Raw genomic sequence first — 24,088 nt, 5'->3', positions numbered from 1 at the left:
GGCAACGTTCGAACGTTGCCACCGGTTTATTTACGCTTCGGACCGCAGCACATCCAGTGGTGGACGAACCAGCACATCGCGACTATTAAACAAGCCAATCAGCACGGTCAGGACTGTCACAACGATGGCGACAATGGCCAGCGGTACCGCGTTTGGTCGGTACGGCACTTCAAATACGAATCGCGCCAGTGCCCATGTCCCAACGACGGATAACAAAATCCCCGACAAAGCCGCCAACAGACCCAGCAAGCCGTATTCAAGCGCTGTAATTCGCAAAATCTGATTCCGGCTAGCGCCCAGCGTCCGCAACAAAACGCTCTCACGTAACCGCTGGTATTTGCTGATGATGACCGAACTACCCAGTACCAGCAAGCCAGTCAGAATACTGAAAAGCGCCATAAACTGAATCACGAACGAAATCTGATCGAGAATTTCGTCTACCGTTTTCAGAATCAGCCCCAGATCAATCGCCGATACGTTCGGAAACTGACTGACCAGATTTCGTTGCAGGATAGCGGATGTCTGGTTATTAGGAACGCGGGTCATCAAAACGTGAAACTGCGGGGCCTGCTCCAGCACACCCGACGGAAACACCACCAGAAAATTAGTCTGGACGCGGTTCCATTCGATTTCTCGTGTTCCCCCGACGATAGCCGGAATAAGCGTACCCTGGACATTGAAATTTAACGTATCGCCGAGCTTTAGATGCAGACGATCGAGAAACGCTTTTTCCATCGAGATGTACACGTTGCCGTCGGCCTGATAAGGTGCTTTCCCGGCGACCTGCTTCTCGGATGCGATCAGCGTATCGCGATAGGTCACCCGGTATTCACGCGTAAAAGCCCAACTCGGCATTTTCAGGCTCGTATCTTTCGGACTAGTCGCGGGCGATTTGCCGTTTACATCGTTCAGCCGCATGGTTACGACCGGCACGTCCTGCAAAACGGGTAGCTTCTGCTGTTGAACCAGCGACCGGACACCCGCAACCTGTTCATTCTGAATATCGAACAGAACCATGTTGGGCTGATTACCGCTACCGGACAATTCAACCCGACTCAGCAGCAGCCCCTGCGTCAGGTAAAGCGTCGCGATCAGGAACGCGCCCAAACCGATGGCCGTCACCAGAATAAGCGTCTGGTTGTTGGGTCGGTATAGATTCGCCAGACTCTGCCGCCAGACGAAGCTCCAGGACGCAGGGAAAAACCGGCGCACCAGCCAGATCAATCCCAGCCCCAGCGCGGTCAGAACACCAAATGCTAACGTCAGCCCAGCGGTAAAGCCAAGCGCCAGTTGTAGATTTTTCGTCTGCCAGTAAGCAAATCCCACGATGAAACCGAGGACCAGCACATAGACAAGCCACCGCCACGGATCACGCCCGTTCAGATCGTCTTCGTAGTTAGTCCGAAGCGTTCGCAGGGGAGCCACGTTCCGAATGGCCAGCAGGGGTAGCAGCGCAAAGAGCACGGAGATAAGCAGCCCTGTTCCAATACCGCCCAAAATAGCCGGAGCCGATAACGTTGTTTCGACCGTAATTGGCAAAAAACGTCCAAACACCTGCGGCAAGACCAGTTGAACGACTGAACCAATCAAAGCGCCAACGGTAGCGCCGATTAAACCCATCAGGGCTGTCTGCACTAAATAGATCAACAGCGCCTGCCGACCGCTGGCTCCTAGCGTTCTCAGGATTGCTACTGACGCAATTTTTTCCTTAACGTACAATTGTACCGCACTGGCGACACCGACGCAGCCCAGCAGCAAAGCGACGAAAGCTACCAGACTCATGTACTTGGTCAGATCCGCAAAGGATCGCCCCGTTTGGCGTTGGCGGTCGGCAACGGTGTCGGTATTGACGCCTTCTTTTTCAAAGCGGGTTTCGTATTTTTTTATCGAAGCGGCAACGTCCGTGCCGGGCGCAAACCTGTAGTAGTATTTGTAAGCGATCCGGCTACCGCGCTGCAACAAGCCGGTGCTAGCCAGAAACTGATTGGGAATAAATACGGTCGGTGCCACGGTAGCCGCAATGGCCGCCTGACCGGGTGTCTTAGTAACCCGTCCGGCAATCACAAAAGACAGATTTCCGACCCGGACCGAATCACCGAGTTGTGCTCCTAACTGAACCAACAAACCATCGTCCACCAGCGCGACCCGACTCTGGGCGCTCCGAAATGACTGAATGGCCGAAACAGGTTCTACCTCCCAGGCTCCGTAGTACGGGAAATTGCCCTGCAACCCTTTCACCTGCGCCAACCGCACCCCACCCGTCCGGGGAATCGACACCAGCGACGCAAACGAAACTTCGTAAGCACGGTCTCGGCCGAGGGTCTTCGCCAGTTGTTGCGTTTTGGCGGAGGGCGGACGCGTCCAGGAGAGTGTCAGGTCAGCACCCAGCAGTTCACGCGCCTGATCGTCGATACTACGGGCCAGGTTATCGCCAAACGAATTGATAGCCACCAGCGCGGCAATCCCCAGCACAATAGCCGACATAAACAGCAGCAATCGCTGGCGACTCCGACGACTATCGCGCCAGGCCATGCGAAAGAGCCAGGAAAATGGAGTTTTCATAAATAAGGTGCCTGTTTTACTTATTGGCTCAATCGTCCATTCGCCAACTGCAACGAATCCGATACCACCGTACCGCCTTTGATGCGAATGACCCGTTGCGTTCGGGCGGCCAGTTCCAGATCGTGGGTAACCAGAACGAGCGTCGTACCCGCTTCCCGGTTGAGTTCGAAAAGCAGATCAACCACCGTTGCGCTGGTATCAGCGTCCAGATTGCCGGTTGGTTCATCGGCGAATAATAGTTTTGGTCGATTGGCGAACGCACGCGCCAGTGAAACCCGCTGCTGTTCACCGCCGGATAGCTGCGTCGGGTAATGATGCCCCCGTTGACCTAAACCGACCCGTTCCAACAGACTTTGAGCTGTTTTCTGCGCTCCTTTTTCACCGCGCAGTTCAAGCGGCACCATGACGTTTTCAAGGGCCGTAAGCGTAGGTAGAAGCTGGAAATTCTGAAAAATAAAGCCAACGTACTGGTTACGAATAGCCGCCCGCTGGTCTTCCGACAACGTATCCAGCCGAATATCGTTAAGGTAAACGCTGCCTGACGAAGCCCGATCCAGGCCCGCACATAACCCTAGCAGTGTCGTTTTACCGCTACCCGACGGCCCAACAATGGAAAAAGTATCACCCGGTTCGAGAGTGAAGTTGACGCTGTGCAGAACCGTTAGCTCCCGGCCTCCGCTCTGGTATGTTTTGGTAAGATTTTCGACGTGGAGAATGCTCATGGAACAAAAAACGCTTGCTGCAACTTTGATTGATGAACAGAGTCAAAAACGCTCTGCTTTTTGTAAGCCCGTATTTTACCAAACTGACATTCTACTAATGAAGTTCTTCCGCAGTAGCCAATCGTTATATTCTGTGATAAGCGGCCTGATGCTGCTCTTAACGGCGTGGGCGTGTGGCTCATCTGACCAGAAAAAGGAGTCAACTGCCTCCTCGGACACCCAAAACGAACGAGAAGCGCCGAAAGCGACAGCCACGAAAAAGCCAATTATCCTGTTTTACGGCAACAGTCTGACGGCAGGATACGGCGTTGAGCCGTCGCAGGCATTTCCAGCCCTGGTGGGTCAAAAGATTGACTCGGCGGGTCTGGCTTATCAGGTGGTTAACGCCGGACTTAGTGGTGAGACGACAGCCGGAGGAAAAAGCCGTATCAGTTGGGTAATGCGTCAGCCGGTTTCGGTGTTCGTGCTCGAATTGGGCGGCAACGATGGGCTGCGTGGTATTCCGCTGAAGACTACGCGCCAGAACCTGCAAGCGATTATCGACACCGTCCGTCAGAAAAGTCCACAGGCGACCATTGTGCTGGCGGGCATGCAGATCCCTCCTAATCTCGGTACGGCATACACTCGTGAATTCAGAGGGTTGTACAAGGAATTGGCCGACAAAAATAAACTTGTATTAATTCCCTTTCTGCTTGAAGGGGTTGGCGGTATAGCCAAACTTAATCAGCCCGATGGCATTCATCCCACGCCCGCTGGTCACAAAATTGTCGCTAACACGGTCTGGAACATTTTACGCCCTGTCTTGAGATAATGGGGTGATGTAGTTACCGCGTTACTACACTAGAACGGATAGCCCACGGCGATGTTGAACACCAGATTTTGCTTTCGCCAGGCTGAATCTCTAAAATTGATCTGGTTGATTACCCATTCGCTACCTTCGGTTTTATACGGTTTTCGGAGGGGTGTCGCCAGATCGAAGCGAATCAGGAAGTACGACAAATCGATGCGTAAACCAACGCCCGTACCGATAGCAATCTGCTTATAGAAATCCGGGCTGAATTTTGCTTCTGGTCCGAACGTACCTATATCTGAATACGTCCATACGTTTCCAGCGTCCACAAAAACGGCTCCCTCAATGTATTTATTGAATTTAGCTCGTATCTCCGTATTTGCTTCAAGTCGGATGTCTCCCCCACCGTCTTGAAATAATTGGACTTCTCGGAGCGTGTCTCGTGTAAACAAACCGGGTCCAATAGCCCTTGCTCTAAAAGCGCGTATACTGTTTGGGCCACCAACAAAGTACTGCTTTGTTAACGGCAATGGCATGTCCTTCGAATTTCCGTAGGTAGCACCAAGACCAGCAAAAATGCGATTCGCCCAAGTCACGTTTTTTGTTACTCGGTGGTACAGACGAGCGTCAAGGTCGACCCGAATGAACTGTGCGAAAGGAACGCCAAAAATTACCTTATCACCGTTTTCATCTCGCTTGTTGAAAAATAAATTCGCAAGGTTACCCGAAGGTTCTACATTGGCTGTCAGCCGGAAGGTGGTTGGCGAATTTGAACGAGGAGAAGAATTATAGTTAAACGAATACAGCGTACTCAGAATCAACTGTTCCGACCTTCTGATTAATACCAGTTGGCGAAATACAAAGGGGTTACTAATTGCTGAGTCAATAAAGGCGGTAGTAATGTTGGATGGCCGGACATAGGCTATGTTAAATGGCTGAAACACATGTTCAACCTGCTGGTTTTGCCGCCAGGCGTACCCAAATGTCGTTTGCAGCGAATTAAGAGCATACAACCCCCCTCGACGAATGACCTGATAGCCTACTGTGATGTTGGTCTTCGGCAACGCTTGCCTTTGGTCATACCGAAATCGTACTGGGCTAACCAGGCGAGGGAAACTTAGAATAGCGTCAATCCCATACCGATAGTTCGTTATGCTTTGCTCACCTCCACCTACTTGAAACTCAATACCGGCGTTAGCATTGATCGTTAATAACTCAGCTCTTTTAAAGTAATTCCGGTTTCGCCAACTAATTATAGCCTGCGTACCGTTAAAATTGTTGGAACGCGATGTGCCATCTATCTCTAACCGGACAGATTTTGTCGGATAGGGCGTTAAATAATAATGAACATCCAGCACTGCCGAATCGCCCTGTTGGTCGGGCTCAAATCGGTTACGCACAAACTTGAATGCTCCCAGATTGATAAACCGGGAGAGCGTCAGATCTTGCACCCGGCTACTGTACTTACGACCTGGTTTTACCGCCACAATATCGCGGAAAAGCCGATCATCAAAACGGTGCGTTGAATCTACGATGCGAAACTGATCATCCGACTGATACGAACGCCGAACATTAGTGTCCTGCCGGGCTGTCGAGAGGTTATAGTTCGGGTAGATAAATACATTTCGGATGGAGTACGGTACCCCGGCGGCCTCCGGCATGTCAGGCTTGATGGCAAAATAAAGCCTTGTCCGATGAATGGAAGAATCATTATCAGCCAGAATTGATACATAGTCAGGCAGAAAGTAATAAAAACCTCGCTGCTTAATGGCTTGACTAATACGTTCACGCTCTAGCTTGATATTGTCGAAGTTATATGGATCGCCTTTTTTGATAATCGTCCGGCGAAACGCTGCGTTGAGCGCTTTTCGAACGGGCGTTGAATCGACTAAAAAAGCCACAGAGTCAATGTAGAAACGGGGTTTTATATCAACCTCATAAACGCCACGTGCTTTATACCCACTTTCTTTCAACTCGCCGGTTACCTCCGACCCAAAGTACCCCTGGTTTTGTAGCGTAGCTTCCCAGTTGGGTATATTCGACGAGATCGCTTTGGCACTGGCTAATACCGGCTCCTGCCCAAACTTTCGCCGAAACCACGAACGAAAACCTTTCGGTTTTTTAGGTTCACCAAATAAATAATACAACGCAACTTTATAGGGAAACCCAAACAGTTGACTATTGGGCTTAGGACGAGCGAGTGTCGCCAATTGCTCCTGAATAGCGCTCTGTTCATCTTTTGAAACGGTCGAATCGGCTTTTATTACAATATCCGTTCCCGCATAAAGCCGCTCCTTGACGGGTAAGTGTTTGCCAACATTACAGGCGTTAAGCAGAAAGGTTATAACGATACCAACGCAAAGAACAACGGGTGTCGAACGAGTAGCTGCCAAAGCACCTTCGGTCGAAGTTGATACGTGTTTGTTTTTTTCTCGCCTGATACTATCATGCTCAAACCTGACAACTCTTTTTGCCGAAAGGTTTGTGTACGTCAACCAGCTAACAAATACGTTGAATAAATAGGCCATAATAAATTAATTCAGCGTCGGACCGGGCGACCGACGACGCAGGATATCAGCCAGGACGTTGTAATCCACGGTAATAATAAACCCAACTCCTGTTTCAATGATGTAACCATCGAGCACAGCCTGATAATCGTTACGACGATAGCCGCGTAACACATATCGCCCATCGCGGGTAAGGTTGTAATTCAACGATACGTTATCAAAGACTTCATTAGGATTGCGTGTGGCACTGTTAGCCGCGTTTTCTAGGACAAAGTTCCGGCCAACCGAAACCGTCAGCCGTCCTTCCAGAAAGCTTCGCGACACACCAATGTTCAGATCAGTACGCGCTCCATTAGTCGTTCCGCCCGTGTTCGCACTCCCCGTTTGTGATAGTAAGTTAAAGTCAACGTCGAAACCTTTCAGAACGTTAGATGCCAATCGCCCCAGTTGGTCCGAAATAAGTTTGCTAACACTACTCCGGGCGATTCCTTCTGCTTGCGTATCTAGCCCACCATTACCCGATCCGGAAAAGAAATCGGACGTGTTTTCAGGCAAAAACCGGTTCAGGATTAGCAGAGCAAATACCTGCTTATTCATTTGCGATTGATCCTGACGCAACGTTTTCAACTTATTTTCGATAGTAGTACCGAATTCGCTTGAAGCGGCTGCGCTGTTTCCGTCTTCAACTTCCGGTAACCGGATATCGAAATCCAGCTTTGGTGCCGCCAGATTATTGCTCATCGTCAACGCGACGTTAAACGGCAATTTTCGGTTAGCCGTTGTTGCGTTGACGGTTGTTGATTCGTTACCAATTAAATCAGCTGGCGAGGTCGATACCTGGTAGATAGCTGTAATGTTGATATCAGCTTTGAGCGGATCGCCGGTGAACTGGATATACCCCCCTTTTTGAATCTGAAACTGCCGCTTCAGCACTTCGTAAGTCATTGAATATTCTCCCTCCGTCACGTCATAACGCCCCAATACGGTTAACTCACCGGCGGCATTCATGCCTACATTGAGCCGGGCGTTACCGCGTGCGCGCAGGTAATCACCGTTCAACTCATCCACAACGATGGTCAACTCCGACTTTTCATCGGCCTCCAGATCAAGCGATATGGTCGCGTTGCTAAGCTGTTCAAATTGAAGACGTGGGGTTGTTGCTGCTGTATCGGGTTTTGGCTTATATAAATACTTCGCGATGGCTAACGAATCATTGTGATTAATGAACGTGACAATCTTACTGGACTCTGTTACGTCGGTCGTCTCATCGGGTAGCACAATGGCTATTTTACTGTCGTCTTCCAAACGAACGGTGCCATTGATCGATGGACTTGCTCCTACGCCTTTAATTCGTAGATCAGCGCTGATAGCAGCCTGCCCGTACGCATAATCGTTGTCTTTCCGAGCGGCATTCAAGACCTGAAAATTAGCCGCGCGAACACGTAGATTATAGCTCGCATCAGGCAGATTTTTCAACACAACGGTGCCGTCCGTTGTCAGCGTTCGCCCAAGCGTGTCCCGCACATTGAAGTCATTCAGCGTAATGGTCTGCCCGGAAAAGGCCAGCTTTTCCTGATCGATCCGATACGTAGCGTTGATCTGTTTGATATTAAAAGCCACCGAATCAAATGCTACGCTACCATCCATCTTTGGATTATCGGTAGACCCGGCTACGCTGAAACTACCGGTCAATTTTCCTCGGGCTTGCCGTAACTCACCGAAGCTAAACGCTTCAATCGTACGGGCATCCAGCCGGTTCAGGTTGATGGCTAGATCCAGTGCCTGCTTGGCATCCGTTGGGTTGTAGAAACCCGTAACGGTAGCGTCGTTGTAAGGTCCGGCAAGGGTCGTGTTTACGCTGATTCGTCCATCGGAATTATTCCGGAAACGGGCGGTCAGATCACCGATAGGTTTCTGCATAACCTGCAAGCTATCCACGTAGACAGACCCCAAGAACGACAAGTTGTTGTCTTCGCCCATGTAATCGCGTACAACCACTGTTCCGTTGAGTTGTCCAGCGGCCAAGGTTGTATCCTGATTCGCCAACCTTGCTAGATTCGCAATTTCTATAGCACGCGCCGTTACCCGGATCGGCGCATTGGCGTACTGCTCCGTACTGTTTATTTCGAGCGATTGCTGATCGGTTTCAATGTGCAGGTTGTTGACCAGTACGCCATTATTGCCATACTGCGCAAATCCACTTGTGTCGGTTTGCCATCGCTGGTAATTGGTTAGCAGACCGTTCGGCGCAAACCTGAATCGATAACTAGAATCCACAATGCTGAGCGTCCCCGCCACCCCGTGCAGATCCTGGTTAATTGAATCCTTGTTGACGACCGAAAAACGTAACTGATTGTTGGCAGCAACACCCGACAGATCCGTCTCCCGAATATTCAACCCATCGTACAAAATACCGTCGATTCGTCCGTTAACCCTTAGCTGATTGTCGATGCCCCGGAGCGTCATTGTGCTTCCTCTCACGGTCGTTGTATCGTAGACAATAACGCCCGTTCGGAGGGTTGCTGACAGGGTAGTGTCTCGGGTATTGTCCAGATAAGCGTTCAGCCGGACCGTATCCAGCCGCGTCAACTCAGGCACGAAGGCTTGGAAAAGCGGGTTCTGGTAGGCCTTCATGTTGATGGTGAAGGCATAAGGTGGAGGAATCGTTTTGTATTTTAAAGCGGGCAACGCAATATATTTGCTTACCTCGCCGGCAATAATGTCGTAAAGTTGGGTGTACTCAAATTGACCATTCATCGTCAGCCTCGCGCCCGGCAGTTGAGCAACTACTCCTTTATCGTTGCCATTCGCCGTCAGCCGGGCGTAAAGCGAATCGACAGGGTAGTTTTTACCTTGCAAGGTCAGCACTGCGTCGTTTGCTGAAATGGTACCGACCGGTTTAGCCGGGTCAACCGACGCCATATCCATCACGATCCGTCCTTTGAGGGACAATGGGTCCTGATAGAGTTTAAGTTTTTGCAAGTTCAACTCGTTGATAACGGTTTCGCCGACTATACTCGGAAAATCACCCTTTAAACCAACTCTTGCGTCGAGTTTCAGGTTGGCGTTCGGGTCTTTCAGAGCACCGTTGATATCGAGTGTTCCATTCGCCAAGCTACCCGACGCGTCCAGATTCTGGTACTGATACCCGTTTAGATCAGCCGATTGCACGTCCAGGTCAAAGCGAGTCGTCAGCGTGTTTACGTCAATTCCTCGTCCGTCAACGGTAGCCCGGCCCGTTATTTTGCCAACGGTTCCTTCCTGCTTAAGCCACTTCCCGGCATCGAAATCGTTCAGGTTGAGCGTTCCTTTGTAGGTCTGGTTTTTGCCCGTCACGAAGCCAGCCAGTTGCCCGTCAAAAGCAGCCGTTCCCCAGCTTGTGTTTAATTTGGCGTCCAGAATAAGGTTATTCAATTGCCCTTTCAACTGTCCCGTCAGCCGAAGATCGGATGGCAACGCGATAGACGACGGAATTGACCCTTTGGGAGCCAGCTTGTTGATGTCGGCGAGTCGTGTCGTCGCTTCTTTGACCGTTACGTCTACTCCCAGCCGTTCGGGGTCAGTCACGTTTGTAAGCCGACCGCTGGCAACGATCCGCGTACCGGACAGCATATCGAATTCAAGACGGGGTATATTTAGCGCGGCCAATGTACCCACCGCCTGAGCATTGGCTCGGAAAACCCCACCCCGGTTACCGGCAAACGGTGGTGTATCGGCCAGGAACGGGGCCAGTTGCAGAACATCATCCACCGACAGCCGACTCTGACGCAAATTGATCCGAACACCAACCCGTTTGGCAAAACGAGGATCGCTTAACTGTCCTAATGAATCATAACGCAACACAAGCTGATCCCGAATGACAGAGCTTGGGGTCTGAACAAACAGCCTGTTCACCGTCGTTGTCGTATCGCTGTAAAGTACGTCACCGTTCAGACTTTGCAGCACAAACCCGCTCGTTGACCGAAAACGCCCGTTGCGAAGCTGACCGCTGACACGCTGCCCGCGCTTTCCCAAGTCCGCATAGCTCAGAAATTTTCCGTCGATGCCCAGATTTTGCAGATCGAGGTGTCCGTAATCAAGGCCTTGTTTTTGTCGGGGCGCGGTTTCGTCGTCGAAGCGAATGCGGTTATTGGCGAAACGAACATTCGTTAGGTTTGCCTGCCAGCCCGGTTCGCCCGAAGTTGATGCGGTTGTTGATGCTGGTGCGCTGGCTGCCGCCGTTTTACTAGCTGGCTTCGTTAGTACAGCCGCAATATCGGCGTTTGCCAGATCCAGCGACTTGATGCCTATTTTCGATCCGTTCAGGTAAAAATAGTTTGTTTCCATCGCCAGTTTGCCGATGCTACCCTGGGTACGGAAATCGGCGGTCTCCACCCGAACATCCCACTTAGCCCGATTCACCTGCCATTTTCCCAGGCCAATGTCCAGCGAGTCACTAGGGTCGCTAGGCGGACTGGGGGGCGTTGGCAATCCTTCGTACAAACGAGTATAAACGTTCAGCCCATCAGCCATCACATCGGACAGATGATACTGTGATTTATTAATGTCCGTCTTATCGAAATTGGCTCGTAGGCTGTCAACATAGGCATTGACATCGGCCCCCACCACATCGTCATGGTATTTGATGCGAACATCTTTAAGCGTAATCCCTGTCAGGTTGATGTCCATTGGCTTAGCCGTCGAATCAACGGGCGTGGCAGGACCGGGCGAAGTAAAGGCGTTGACGATGTACTGAAAATTGAAAACCGTATCAGGTAATGTCCGGCTGATGTTTACCTGAACCCGCTCTAGTTCGATTTGATTGATGGCTACTTTATTGTTGAGTAAGCCCCACATGTCGAGGTCAACGCGCATGCGTCCGCCATTCAGCAGTGTATCGCCCTGGGGGGTTTTGAAGAATACATCGTCGAGTTCGATCCAGTCAGGTATAGAATAACCGATTCGCCCAATGCGGAAAGGCGATTGTAGTTTTTGGGACAAATAAGAATTTACCTGTTTCGTCACGAATTGCTGCCCCCAGGGTGTAGTCGCCACAAGCACGACAAACCCCGCTATCAACAAGATAAGAGCAAGCAACCCAATCAAAACACGGACAAGCGTTTTTGACACTGACATTCGTCGTGAATCTTGAGTTTTCGGCCGGTAGGAAGCCGATCCTATTACAAATTAGGACAAAAATTATGCCTCCATAACCAGCATACGGCGAAATATGTTGGCAATTCAACCGGAAAGCTATTGAACGTCATCAACATATTTTCTTCATTTATACTACATCAACCAAATAATCTCCCTTGTTTTCGCATCCGTCCGAATAAAGCGAACGCAACCCGTGGCTTCCTTGCCGGTCGACCTTCACACTATTTTACAAATCTGTGTTTCCATGCACAGCGTCCATGCCGACTAACCCATCGACTGGCCGACTGACGTGCTGTATACGCCTTATCAACCGATTCCCTGACGTAATACGGTCTATACAGCTTACCGGTATTGATTCGCCGTGAAAACCACTGCTCACGCATCGAATCAACGAGCCGTCGAGCGTTGGCTACAAACCGAATTTCGCTTCAAAATCTATTCGCATGGTACGATACTCTATACTCATTACGACTTTTTTAGTCAGTTTGTTGCTGGCGGGGTGCTCAAAGTGGAATTTAGAACCCAAAACGATCCAAAGCGATACCTCGACTCAACCTTCGTCGCCACTGCCTTCTTCACTGGTCATTTTCGGTAGCAAAGACAAAAAGGTTTACGCGCTGGATGCTGCAACGGGCACCAAATACTGGGAATTTATTACAAACGGTGGCACCGTCAATACCAGTGCGGCTTTTTACAACGGAACCGTTTACGTAGGCGGATTCGACGCGTATCTGTACGCTATTGATGCCGCAACGGGAGCCAGAAAATGGTCCAGACAGGCGGCAGCGGATCGGTTCGAAAGTAGTCCGGTTATCGACAATGGCGTCCTGTACATCGGCAATGACGATAAGCGTTTTTTCGCCATTGATGCGGCTACGGGAACCCAAAAATGGCAGGTTACAGCAGGCGACAAAATCATTTCCAGTCCAGCCATCAGCAACGGTGTTCTTTTCGTTGGCTCCAGCGATACCAGAGTGTACGCGCTCAAGACCGATGGATCAACGCTGTGGACATTTAAGACGGGAAGCATCATTCTGTCCAGTCCGACCGTGGTCAGCGGCACTGTTTACATTGGTAGCAGCGACAAAAAACTGTATGCCATCGAGGCAACGTCGGGCAAACAGAAATGGGTAGCTACACTGGGCGATAAAGTTAATTCCTGCCCGCTGGTGGTCGGTAGTACCGTCTACGTAGGCACCGACGATTTCAAACTATACGCGGTGGGTACGGCAACCGGTACGATCTTATGGACAACGGCCAAAACAGGCAACTTCGTGGGGGGGAGCCCAGCCTACAGCAACGGGCTGGTTTATGTGGGCAGTGGCGACAACAAAGTGTACGCCTTTGACGCCACGAACGGAGCCAAGCGCTGGGAATTTGCCACCAATAACGAAGTGTATGCCAGTCCGGTCGTGGCAAACGGTTTGGTCTACATCGGCAGTAACGACGGTAAGATGTACTGTTTGGATGCCGCGACGGGCGCTAAAAAATGGGAGTTTGCGACCGGCGACCAGATATACGCTACTCCTCTGATTCTCAGCAACGGCGCTGTTGTTGGGGAGTACCCAACCATTAGCGGAATCATTAATTAACCAGTAAACTCATGAAACTCATTTATTCACTTCTTTTTTCGCTTGCCCTGTTCCTGACAAGTCAGTTGGGTCAGGCACAAACGTCGATCAACGGTGTCCGCTTACGCACCGAGCCGACGGTACGCAAAGTCGTTATCGAATACGAGCTTCCGCAGGTTTCACCCGATGATTCAATTTATGTTGAACTCGAAACGGCTTCGGGACGCATCATTCGCCCAATCAGCGTCAACGGTGATGTCGGTAAATCCATCAAAGCGGGTAAGAACAAACTCATTGCCTGGGATGTGGTTCGGGACAACGCCCGAATTGATGAGGAAGTAAAAGTGCTGTTGCGCGTAGCCCGGCTGGTAACCGTAGCTAGTCCGGCCTCAACCGCTGCGGCTCCCTCCTCCGCCAAATCAACCCCGGTGCTTGAACCAGACCGACCCAAACCCACTACGGATCGAATTGCTGAGCCGGGGAGCGTTGTACGCAGAAAATCGCCACTGCCGATCATTGGTTGGGTTGCCACGGCTGGTTTAGCGGGCTACGCAACTGTACTGGCGCTTGGCATCAACAAAGATGTAGACGAATACAACAGCAAGGCCTACGCCGAAGATGCCGCCGACCTTCAGCGCTTCAACGAACTGAGAGACAACGTCAACAAAAAGAAGTCCACCTTTACGATTGTTGCCGGAGCCGCTGTTGCGGTTGCCGTTGCCAACGTTATCTACACCTTCGTTGCTAAGCCAAAGCCAGCTCGCACGTCGCTGCTCATTCAGTCAGACAATCGAATAACGGGTGTCGGTGTACGCCATACGTTTTGATTTCACCCTCTCCTATTCCTGAAGCGTTTCAATCCTAAGTCAAGTCGTTCCGTATGAAAACGTTTTTATTAATTATCGGTGGCTGTCTGTCCGTTCGTTTCCTATTGGCGCAGCCTACACCCTCGGGATCAAAATCGGTGATGACGTTTCAAAGTCCAGCTACGCATCTGAACACGACTTCTTTCTTTCCCGCGACCCCGGCCCAGACGGTAGTATCACGCATTGACTGGACAAGTGATATTGAAGCTGATCAGACCGTATCGGCACCGACTTTTATTGCCAAAGCCTGCATTACTTCCGCCAAACCGGTTTTGCGCTACAGCCTGCTGTTGAACGACAAAGTGCAGACACAAGTCCGCGACCTTAAAGTTGAGCGCGATAAAGATTGTCAGCAGGTGTTTAATCAGACGGTTCAGCTAAATGAAGGCGAAAACAAACTTCGCCTGACTGCTTACCTGAACGGTGGCGGGGAAGTAACCTCCAATCTGACCGTAATCTACAAAAAACCGCCTGTGCTGGTATTGGAAAAGCGGCTGGCGCTGGTCATTGGCAATTCGGACTATGTTGGATCGAATAAATTGACCAATCCCGTCAACGACGCCAATGATGTAGCGACGGCCTTGAAAAAGCTGGGCTTCGAAGTCCTTCAGTTTGCCAATCTGAACAACAAAAGCATGCGCCAGGCCATCAATAACTTCGGGGAGAAGCTGCGCGATTATCAGGTTGGGCTGTTTTACTACGCCGGTCATGGCGTTCAGAATAACGGCAATAATTATCTGGTGCCGACGGATGCGCAACCCGAAAGCAAGAACGAGATTGAGTACGAATGCATTGACGCCAATCGTATTCTGACCAAGATGGAAGACGCCCGTACCCGTACCAACATTGTGGTGCTGGATGCCTGTCGGAATAACCCGCTGGATCGGAGCTGGAGCCGGGGGGGCGACAACACAGGTCTGGCCAGTATGGACGCGCCCATCGGTTCCGTGATTGCCTACGCCACTGCCCCTGGAAAAACGGCTGCGGATGGGAATGGTCGAAACGGTTTATACACAGCCGCCTTGCTGAAAGCGTTGCAAACGCCAAACCAGACTATCATCCAGCTTTTTCAGCAGGTACGATCCGAAGTGGTCCGGCAATCGGATAGAAAGCAAGTGCCGTGGGAATCAACCTCACTGACCGGCGACTTCTACTTCCAGCGGAAATAAACTAACCTCGTCGTGCTATGAGAATCGTATGGCTATTCGTATTCGGGTTAAGCTACCTGCTATCGGCCTGTTCGCAGTGGAACCTGGAACCAAAGACTGTCAAAACCACCGACAGTGGCACCAGTGCCGTTTTTTCGAAAGGACAGGTATTGATTCCTGGTCTGAAAGGGTATGATCTGGATGGGGGTGAGACACTGGCAGATGGCTCATCACCGGCCGATTTTTACTGGAATGTCGAGCAGGTTGGCAGAACCTCGCACGCAGAACTTTACCCGCATAACGGTGCTCAGTACGCGATCACTACGCTGGATCAGTCTGTCCTGTCGAACCCGTCGGCTACGTTGTATGCAACGATAAGGCGACTGACCTATTCAGACAATTCAATTGCCACCGACTCCAGTACGCCGATAAAAACGGGTAGCGTTCTGGCTTTTCGAACCAACGAAGGCCGGTACGGGGTATTTCGGGTTGATAAACTTGGGACGGACCTATCTATTACCCTGACGTGGGTGACCTTTAATAAATGAAAAAAGGAAAGCCTGTTTCCTGCGGTTGCCTTTTCGACGACTAACCAAACAGACGCAGGATAGTAAGCATCTCGACGCGTATCCACTAGCCACACGGCATTAACTCATCTCGTCCATTCCTGGCGTCTTTTCACAGTTTTCATCTATGATAACCCTTGCCTACACTGACGAATTAAGACGAGCGGTTGGTATTGCACAGGCCATTGCCCGTGAGTATCAGCACCAGACATTCTCGCCGGGGCACTTACTGGCCGGTTTGCTGCATAACGATGTTGGCCTTGCCTCGCAACTGGTGTTATGGGATATTGACGTACCCTACTTACGCGACTGGGCCGACATCAGAATCGAAACCTATCCGAAGTCGGCCCGCCCGGTTGAAGACCCTACCGGCGACAAACAGGTACGCACTTTGATGGAAGTAGCCGACGTCGTTCGAATGAAACTCGGTGAAAATGAACTGACGCCAGTGGCCGTACTGATTGCCTTGTGCAAGCCCGACCTGGCGTTTACCAGGGATCAACTCAAATCCTTTCCGCTTACTGAAAATCAGCTCCTGGAAAAAGCCATTGCAGCGGTTAGTTTTCAGCAGGCAATCAGCGGGCAAACCGGCGGTAGCAACGCAGCAACAACGAGTAATGGGCGAACCACACCAAATGAAAGTACCCCGGCGAACACGGGCAAAACGCTTTTTAAATTCTGCGTTGACCGTACCGCTTCCGCGCGTGAAGGCAAACTTGACCCTATCGTCGGCAGGGATCGGGAAACTCGGCAGATGATCGAGATTCTGGGGCGACGGCTCAAACCGAACGTGATTATCACGGGCGAACCCGGTGTTGGCAAAACGGCACTAGTCGAAGGATTGGCGCAGCAGATTGTGGCCGGCCATGTGCCTCCTCATCTCAAAAATGCGCAGTTGTTTCAACTGGATATGGGTTCGCTGATTGCCGGAGCGTCCTACAAAGGTGAAATTGAAGATCGGCTCAAAGGCATTCTCGCTGATCTGAAACAGTTTGACCGAGCGCTCCTGTTCATCGATGAAATTCATTTGTTACTTGACCCTAATGGCGGAGCCGCCGGAACGGTTAACCTGTTGAAGCCTGAACTGGCGCGTGGCGAACTGACCCTCATCGGTGCTACGACAAACGACGAGTACCGAAAGTACCTGGAAAAAGATGAAGCCTTCAGCCGCCGGTTTGAAGTTTTAGCCGTTGACGAACCCGACGAGATCACCGCTACCCGGATGGTACAGACCGTTCTGCCTCTATTTGAGAAGCACCATCAAATCGGAGTAGCCGATACGACCGTAGCCGAAACGGTACGGTTGGCGAAACGCTATCTGAAAGACCGCCGACTGCCCGATGCCGCCATTGATCTAATCGACCGCACGATGGCCGCGATGAAAATGGCCACTGAAACAACTCGACCCGAAATCAATCGGCTACGCACCGAACTTACCCAAATTCAGGAGCAGGAAAGCAGCGCCGAACCTTTAACGTATATGGATAGCGTTCGCTGGCTTGAACGTCAGTTGAGGAATCGTTTGAGCCCTGTATTGCTGGGGCAGGTCGAGGAACAATTACACACCGAAGCCTTTGAACTGCCCGACGCTTTATCCGATCATTTACTGAATGTGCTGACAACGCTCGAAACGCTCGGGGACCAGGTCCGGAACCAAGTGGAGCCAACCGAAGTAGCCGCCGTAGTCGCTAGCCGAACGGGCATTCCACTTGGTAAAATTCAGTCAAAAGAGCGCGACAAACTACTGGCGTTGGACGAACACCTGAAACAGCGGGTTGTTGGTCAGGATCATGCCGTGAAAATTATTGCCGACGCTATTCTGGAAAACCGGTCAGGCTTGAGTAGGCCCGGCCAGCCAATCGGATCGTTTTTCTTCTCGGGTCCAACCGGAACGGGTAAAACCGAACTGGCAAAATCGATGGCTGATTTTCTGTTCAACGACGAACGGGCGCTGATCCGATTCGATATGTCGGAGTTCAAGGAAGAACACTCGGCAGCCTTGCTTTATGGCGCTCCACCGGGCTACGTCGGCTACGAAAATGGTGGTCTCCTGGTGACGAAGATCCGACAGCAACCTTTTGCCGTAGTGCTGTTCGATGAGATCGAAAAAGCCCACCCGTCGGTATTCGACCTTTTCCTGCAAATTCTGGACGAAGGGATGCTCCACGACCGGCTCGGCCGCGAGGGCGACTTTTCCAACGCCATTATCCTGTTCACGTCCAACATCGGCTCCGACTACGTGGTGGAAAAAGCCGCGAAGGGTGAAATCGCAGCCTCCAACGATCTGCTGGAAATCATGGGCCGCTATTTCCGGCCCGAATTTCTGGGAAGACTCACCGAAATCATTCCGTTTCAGCCGATTACCGAGGATGCCATCGTAAGCATTTTCACTATTCAGTTGAAACCGCTGTTAACACTGCTCAGCAAACAAGGAATTACGTTAACGATTGACGATTCGGTACGAAGGCAACTCGCGCTTGAAGGCTATACCCCTAAATACGGAGCGCGTCCGCTACGGGGTGTTATCCGCAATCGACTGCGCCGACCACTCTCCCGCATGATTGTTTCGGGTGAGATCGGAAAAGGAAGTACGCTCAAAGTAGCCATGGGCGAAGAGGGCGAGGTCAATTTTCAACGGCAATAAACGCTGCTTACAACGATGAAATCCCTATTAAGTACTGATTTTTCAGACACGTACTCATTGCCTGACTACGCTCCTCTAACGGACTTCAAGCCCAACTATACGCCTATTCCTGGCGGACGTATCCGAATAACGCGACGCTGTGGAGAGAAAATAGGCTCATTTCGCAGCCCGGTCGAAGCCCGACTCCCGGTTCGTAACCTGCATAATCCAGGATCGTGTACTATTGAGGTCGCAGCCGTTTCGGAGGACCTGATTGTACTGAAATCGGTTGACCTGAGGCCCGGCGAACGATTAAGCGTTTTTTCTCCTCCATCCCAGACCCGCTACATGCTGATGGCCCATTACAATGGCGATGGCTGTCCGGCGGCCATCGCCATTCTGGAGTGCGACGATATTCCCAGAGTGTAAAAACGCGCCATTGATTACCGTTCGCTCAAGCAGTGTTTGCCTCTACCAACGGATTTCGACTAAATCATCAAACGCATAATCAATCATCTAAACGCATATCCTCTATGATGGACTATGGAATCGGCGGTCAGGAAAAGAAAGGGAATGACGCCAACGAAGCAATCGCCGACATTCAGAAGAACCGCACGTTGCTGGTGCAGAAACTTACCGCCGATGCGCCCTTCAAACCGAAAATCGAAGAGAAGCTGGAAACGGTTGATGCTGTGTTCGCCCGGTTTAAACCCGAAATCGACATTGAGTTTGAAGACGCCGAAGGAACCGGCGTTGAGGAAACGCTTCACTTTAACAACCTGGGTGATTTTGGCATAAAAGGCATTACCGCACAAAGCCCATTTTTACAGGACCTGCAAAGCCAGCAGGATGATTATCAAAAGTTTATCAAGCAACTAAAGTCGAACAAAGTATTGCAAAAAATTCTGGCTGATCCATCCGCCAAGGAATCCTACATAACGGCTCTGCGAGCCATGTTGCAGGAACTCGAAGACGCTAAATGATGAATCAGTACTAGCAAAACGTCCCCAACCCCCTCTTTCGTTAATAGCATGAAAGCACCCGACCAGTTAGAAAACGGCAAAGCCGTAAAGGAGCGCGTAAAAATTGCCAACCCTGCCCAGACGCTTACCGACAGCAGTCAGCAACTAGCCAAATTTGGCGGCTTCGAGTTTGTGGAAACGACAATCGATGGCGCGCAGAACATGAACCCGGCTAAGAAAGCGCGTAAAAACATTTTCCTAACCGAGAAAGGCTCCGAAAAAGATCGGAAGCTCCTCAAGAAACGCCTGAAGGAGTGGACCGAACTCCTCGAAGCCCACGACAATACCGCCGATATGATTGGCGAAGCCGAACAAAAGACAGAAACCGCTGCCCAAACGCTTCGCCGGAACCTCAAGAAAGCGGTCGATGAGACGAAAGACCTTGAAACAGCCTACCGCTCCACGGCGCTTTTTTACAAAAACGCGGACACCGAAAAAATAAAGAACCTATCCATCGTCAATGCGGATCCGGAGCAGATTCAGGACCTCGACAACACGCTGTTCTTCGACGAAATAGCGAACGAACTGCGTCAGAATTACGACAAACTTGACCTGCGCCAGAATTACTCGCTGATGGTACTGCCGGGCTATCTGGGTTCTAAAAAAGTAGTTGACAAGTGGGCTCAGCTGGCTCACGAAAATAAGGTGATGATGCTCACCGATTACCGGCACCTAGATTCGCCCGACGATGTGCTGGAACTTTGGCAGGACGAAGACATGCCCAGCGCGGATGCGTACAAAGCCAACGTCATGATGACCTGCAACTACCTGGTTGGTCGTGAAGCGTTCAGCGAACTCGGCGAAGAAGAACCGCTCTACATTCCCCCTTCCGCAGCCCTGGCCGGAAAAATCTACAAAACCATGCTACAACAACCCGTAGCGGGTAGTAAGCACGGTACACTCAATGAAGTCGATGGGGTGCGTTTCGAAATGAAGAAAAGCGAAATAGCCAACCTCGAAAAGCTGGGTCTGGTACCCATGGTCAACGAATACAACAAGGTGATGGCGTATTCAGCCAAAACCCTGTTCAACGGCGACAACCAGGGCTTGCAGACGTATTCCGTCGTGCGGGTGTTCGACTGGATCATGAAAGTCCTGATCGACTTTCTGAACCGCCGGGCCTTTGAGAACTGGACCTACGACGCCGAAAAAGACCTTCGCGCCCAGATTGTCAAGTTCCTCAATAGCGTTACGGGAGCCGATAAAATCATCGAAGATTTTAAAATCCTGCGCTTCGAACGCGACAAGAATGTGAAGGATCGTATCCACCTCGACATTCACATTAAGCCTTACTTCCCGGCCAAGAATTTTCTGGTAAAGCTCGACGGCACGAAAGGCGACGATGCCAACGACTGGCAAGCCGGAGTCGAACAAGCGTAAAACGACTGGTTAACAGTTCGTCTCGTATACCCTGACTTTTCTTCAACTATCGTTCAATCAACCAATAACCAATTATAATCATGGCTTTCAAAGCGACCATTGACCTTGACGGTACGGAGTATCGTTTGTTACACTGTAGTTTTTCATTGGGCCAGAATACCGACTATACAACCGGAAAACCAACCTCCGATGTAATGGGTGGGCAGGTCAACGCCGAGTTTGAGTCGACTAAGGATACCACTGCTTTCAAGATGATGATTGACCCGAACAAGAAATTCAGTGGGGCTATCAAGTTCTTCAAGCAGGATGAAGACTCGCCCATGAAGGAATTAAAGTTTGAAGACGCTTTCCTGACGGGCTATTCCGAAAGCATGGATGCCCGGAACAACACGCCCATGTCAACGAGCGTGGTTATCTCAGCCCGTAAGTTATCAATCGACGGCGCATCGCACGAAAATAAGTGGGCCGCTTATTAAGTGAACATTGAGTGGTGTCGGGTTCTGAAACTCGACACCACAACTAACGCATGGCTAAACACCGTCATATCGAATAAATCATGGCAGTCATCAAGCTCAACGAATGGCCTTTAGGCTTTGACGAAGGTTTAGAAGTTGGTTACGCTCGGCTGGATGGCTATTGGGTACCGTTGCCACCTCGTAAAATGTGGTATGACGACGCCGAAGGAACAGCCGTACTGGTCAACGATAACGGACAGAAACGATTCTTAATTACCCTGGGGATCAGTGGCTCAGGCGTTATTGATTCAATAATCCAGTGGGTTGAGCGTAACGGATTTGGTAAAATGGCGACTGGAGCCTTGCGCTCTTTCGCCAGTAAGTTGCTGGGGGCAGGAATGGGGGGCGTGGTTGGTGGTATCGCCGGCGTACTGATTCCGACGAACAAATCGTACAAAGAATGGACAGCCAAAGCATACGTTAACGGCAAAGATATACCCGTCATGGTATTGTTGCTTGGTTTCTAATTGTTTACCGTTTAAGCGGCTAAAGCCTTAGTTTACATGAGTAATCTTTCCAGCGTCCAGATTGACATTGGCGGCAAACGCATCGATCTGTTTTCACGGGTACGCATTAGCCAGTGGATTGACCGGCACCACACGTTTGAATTATACGTGCCTATCGAGCAGGTCGAGGGAGCAGGCGCCATGAAAATCAATCAGTCGAAAGAGTTTATCAGTAAAGAAATCCTGATTACGATCAAATACCGGCAAGGTGGCGGCTCACCGTTTGTATTCCGTGGTTTTATTACGCAGCTGTATCTGTCCAAACAGCGAACCACCGGTAGCTCTGTCGTCATTCGTGGATTCAGCGCGTCCATTCTACTCGAGCAGGGTACGCGCTATGCTGCCTTTTACCAGAAAGATCACGCGGCCATTGTGGACAAAGTACTCAAAGAGTACGATCAGAATCTGCTGAAACCCAGTGTGAGCCCACGTAATAATCAGCCGGAAGATTATGTGGTGAAATTTGACGAAAGCAGCTATAATTTCCTGCACCGCTTTGCAGCTGCAACGGGCAACTGGTTTTACTTCGACGGCGACCGAACCGTATTTGGCGATGTGCCCGGCGGCTCCCCCATTGAGTTGAAATTCGGTAACGACATCAGCGCGTTCGATATGCGGATGGATCTGCCCGGCGGAGAATTCTTTATTGAAGACTACGACTACACGAAGATGCAAACGGTTAAAAGTCACTCCAAAGACGTAACCGTATCCGGACTGGGCGAGTATGGTCAGTTTTTGATCGATAAAGCGGAAAGTCTTTACCCCGAACGTACGTTTAGCTACCCACCCGTGCCGATCTGGTCCGACAATGCTGCTAAACAACAAGCTGGATACGAGAAAAAAGCGTCCGTAGCCAATGCCGTTATTTTTAGTGGATCAAGCTCAAAAATTGGCTTAAAAGTGGGTTCGGTCATTGACATCAAGGAGAGCACCAGTCTCAACGCACGTTCGCAGCGAACCGAGAGTCTGGGTCAGTACCGCATCATTTCTATCAGCCACGAAGCCAGTTTAAGCGGGGGCTACACAAACCACTTCGAAGCGATTCCGGCGGGTGTCGAATTTCGGGCTAACCCTTCGTTTTCTTTGCCACGAGCGTCAACCCAGCTGGCAAGGGTAACGCACGTTGACGATCCGGAGCACCTGGGTCGGATTCGGGTGCTGTTTCTGTGGCAGTCGGCCCAGGGCGATACCCAAAGCTCAACCTGGGTACGGCTGATTAGCCCCTACAATGGCATTGAAGATCAGGGTTTCTACTTTATTCCAGAAATCAACGAAACGGTGATGGTTATGTTTGAAAACGATGATCCCGCCCGACCGTTAATCGCCGGTGTTGTGCCGAACAAACAGAACAAAATGAATCGGTATTACTCAACTGAGAATTATTACAAAGCCATTATCACAAACGGCGGTAATCACATCGTCATCAGCGACGAGCCAGGAAAAGAATGTATTAGTCTGCACGACAAAGACTGGAAGAACCACATCATGATGTCGCTGGATGGCAGTGCGCACATTGCTATCAAAAGCCAGGGAGCAATCAACCTTAGTGCGGGCAGTATTAGTATGGATGCCGATACCATCAGCATGAAAGCCCGCAAAGAGTGGAAAGTCGATGCGCAGAAAGGCGAAATTAAAACGAAAGAAACGATGGACGTTGACGCAACAACGGACTTGACCTTACACGGAAAAACAAGTGTAAAAGCGAGTTCGGAGGCAACCGTTGATGTAAACGGCGCGCAGATTAAGGTCGATGGCCGGACGCAAACAACCGTCAAAGGGCAGAAACTTGATTTGGAGGGTGCCGCACAGGCATCGCTGAAAGCCATGACCGTCATGATCAATTAATCCGTTACGATTATGGGACAACCCGCTGCCCGCGTGGGTGACAACCACGTTTGCCCAATGGTTACTCCGGGCGTGCCACCCGTACCGCACGTCGGGGGCCCCGTGCTTCCCCCCGGCCAGGCAACGGTCCTGATTGGCGGTATGCCAGCCGCCCGCATGGGCGACATGTGTTTCTGTACGGGCCCTCCGGACGCTATTCTGAAAGGATCACTCGGCGTGTTTATAGGCAAAAAGCCAGCCGCCCGCATGGGCGACCTAACAACGCACGGGGGGTCTATTGTGGTTGGTTTGCCTACGGTGCTCATTGGCGACATTTACATTGCGGCACT

16 protein-coding genes and 1 pseudogene are annotated in these 24,088 nt (G+C 50.8%); 13 read left to right on the top strand and 4 right to left on the bottom strand.

Annotated features, from left to right (window positions below; translation table 11 throughout):
* Positions 1–30: 30 nt before the first annotated feature.
* Entirely contained in the window at positions 31–2,532 is a 2,502-nt protein-coding gene (locus M0L20_RS15260) for an ABC transporter permease (RefSeq protein WP_248478090.1), read from the bottom strand.
* 50 nt (positions 2,533–2,582) lie between these two features.
* Entirely contained in the window at positions 2,583–3,284 is a 702-nt protein-coding gene (locus tag M0L20_RS15255) for an ABC transporter ATP-binding protein (RefSeq protein WP_232561778.1), read from the bottom strand.
* A gap of 97 nt (positions 3,285–3,381) precedes the next feature.
* Here M0L20_RS15255 and M0L20_RS15250 point away from each other — a divergent pair, with 97 nt between their 5' ends.
* Positions 3,382–4,095 (top strand): arylesterase, encoded by a 714-nt coding sequence (locus tag M0L20_RS15250; protein WP_248477800.1) that lies wholly within the window; start codon positions 3,382–3,384, stop codon positions 4,093–4,095.
* 29 nt (positions 4,096–4,124) lie between these two features.
* Here the strand turns inward: M0L20_RS15250 and tamL are convergent, their stop codons facing one another.
* Together tamL and M0L20_RS15240 are read right to left on the bottom strand one after the other, a co-directional pair.
* Positions 4,125–6,467 (bottom strand): translocation and assembly module lipoprotein TamL, encoded by a 2,343-nt coding sequence (gene tamL, locus M0L20_RS15245; protein ID WP_248477799.1) that lies wholly within the window; start codon positions 6,465–6,467, stop codon positions 4,125–4,127.
* 141 nt (positions 6,468–6,608) lie between these two features.
* Positions 6,609–11,696, bottom strand: coding sequence for a translocation/assembly module TamB domain-containing protein (locus tag M0L20_RS15240; protein ID WP_248477797.1), 5,088 nt, complete (start codon positions 11,694–11,696; stop codon positions 6,609–6,611).
* A 464-nt stretch (positions 11,697–12,160) separates the two neighbouring features.
* Here M0L20_RS15240 and M0L20_RS15235 point away from each other — a divergent pair, with 464 nt between their 5' ends.
* From M0L20_RS15235 to M0L20_RS15180, 12 genes and pseudogenes are all read left to right on the top strand, one after another.
* Positions 12,161–13,309 carry an outer membrane protein assembly factor BamB family protein gene (locus M0L20_RS15235; RefSeq protein WP_232561774.1) on the top strand — a complete coding sequence of 383 codons (1,149 nt, stop codon included), beginning with the start codon at positions 12,161–12,163 and terminating at the stop codon, positions 13,307–13,309.
* Between the two features lie 11 nt (positions 13,310–13,320).
* Positions 13,321–14,115, top strand: a complete 795-nt coding sequence (locus M0L20_RS15230; RefSeq protein WP_248477796.1) for a hypothetical protein — start codon at positions 13,321–13,323, stop codon at positions 14,113–14,115.
* 53 nt (positions 14,116–14,168) lie between these two features.
* Complete coding sequence (locus M0L20_RS15225; RefSeq protein ID WP_248477795.1) at positions 14,169–15,323, top strand: caspase family protein; 1,155 nt, start codon at positions 14,169–14,171, stop codon at positions 15,321–15,323.
* Between the two features lie 17 nt (positions 15,324–15,340).
* Positions 15,341–15,850, top strand: coding sequence for a hypothetical protein (locus M0L20_RS15220; protein WP_232561771.1), 510 nt, complete (start codon positions 15,341–15,343; stop codon positions 15,848–15,850).
* 145 nt (positions 15,851–15,995) lie between these two features.
* A complete protein-coding gene (locus M0L20_RS15215) occupies positions 15,996–18,512 on the top strand; it encodes an ATP-dependent Clp protease ATP-binding subunit (RefSeq protein WP_248477794.1) in 2,517 nt (838 codons plus the stop codon).
* A gap of 15 nt (positions 18,513–18,527) precedes the next feature.
* Positions 18,528–18,920, top strand: a complete 393-nt coding sequence (locus tag M0L20_RS15210) for a hypothetical protein (protein ID WP_248477793.1) — start codon at positions 18,528–18,530, stop codon at positions 18,918–18,920.
* A 104-nt stretch (positions 18,921–19,024) separates the two neighbouring features.
* Entirely contained in the window at positions 19,025–19,474 is a 450-nt protein-coding gene (locus M0L20_RS15205; protein ID WP_248477792.1) for a hypothetical protein, read from the top strand.
* A 48-nt stretch (positions 19,475–19,522) separates the two neighbouring features.
* Positions 19,523–20,893: a DUF5458 family protein gene (locus M0L20_RS15200; protein ID WP_248477791.1), complete on the top strand. Its 1,371-nt coding sequence runs from the start codon at positions 19,523–19,525 to the stop codon at positions 20,891–20,893.
* An 80-nt stretch (positions 20,894–20,973) separates the two neighbouring features.
* Positions 20,974–21,369, top strand: a complete 396-nt coding sequence (gene tssD, locus M0L20_RS15195; protein ID WP_232561766.1) for a type VI secretion system tube protein TssD — start codon at positions 20,974–20,976, stop codon at positions 21,367–21,369.
* An 80-nt stretch (positions 21,370–21,449) separates the two neighbouring features.
* Positions 21,450–21,875 (top strand): hypothetical protein, encoded by a 426-nt coding sequence (locus tag M0L20_RS15190; protein ID WP_248477790.1) that lies wholly within the window; start codon positions 21,450–21,452, stop codon positions 21,873–21,875.
* A 36-nt stretch (positions 21,876–21,911) separates the two neighbouring features.
* Positions 21,912–23,759 carry a type VI secretion system Vgr family protein gene (locus M0L20_RS15185; RefSeq protein ID WP_248477789.1) on the top strand — a complete coding sequence of 616 codons (1,848 nt, stop codon included), beginning with the start codon at positions 21,912–21,914 and terminating at the stop codon, positions 23,757–23,759.
* A gap of 12 nt (positions 23,760–23,771) precedes the next feature.
* Positions 23,772–24,068: pseudogene (locus M0L20_RS15180) on the top strand (PAAR domain-containing protein); the annotation flags it as partial.
* Positions 24,069–24,088 lie beyond the last annotated feature (20 nt).

It is taken from the genome of Spirosoma liriopis, from assembly GCF_023196085.1.
Taxonomy (GTDB): Bacteria; Bacteroidota; Bacteroidia; order Cytophagales; family Spirosomataceae; genus Spirosoma; species Spirosoma oryzicola.
This window is presented reverse-complemented; position numbering and strand designations above follow the sequence as displayed.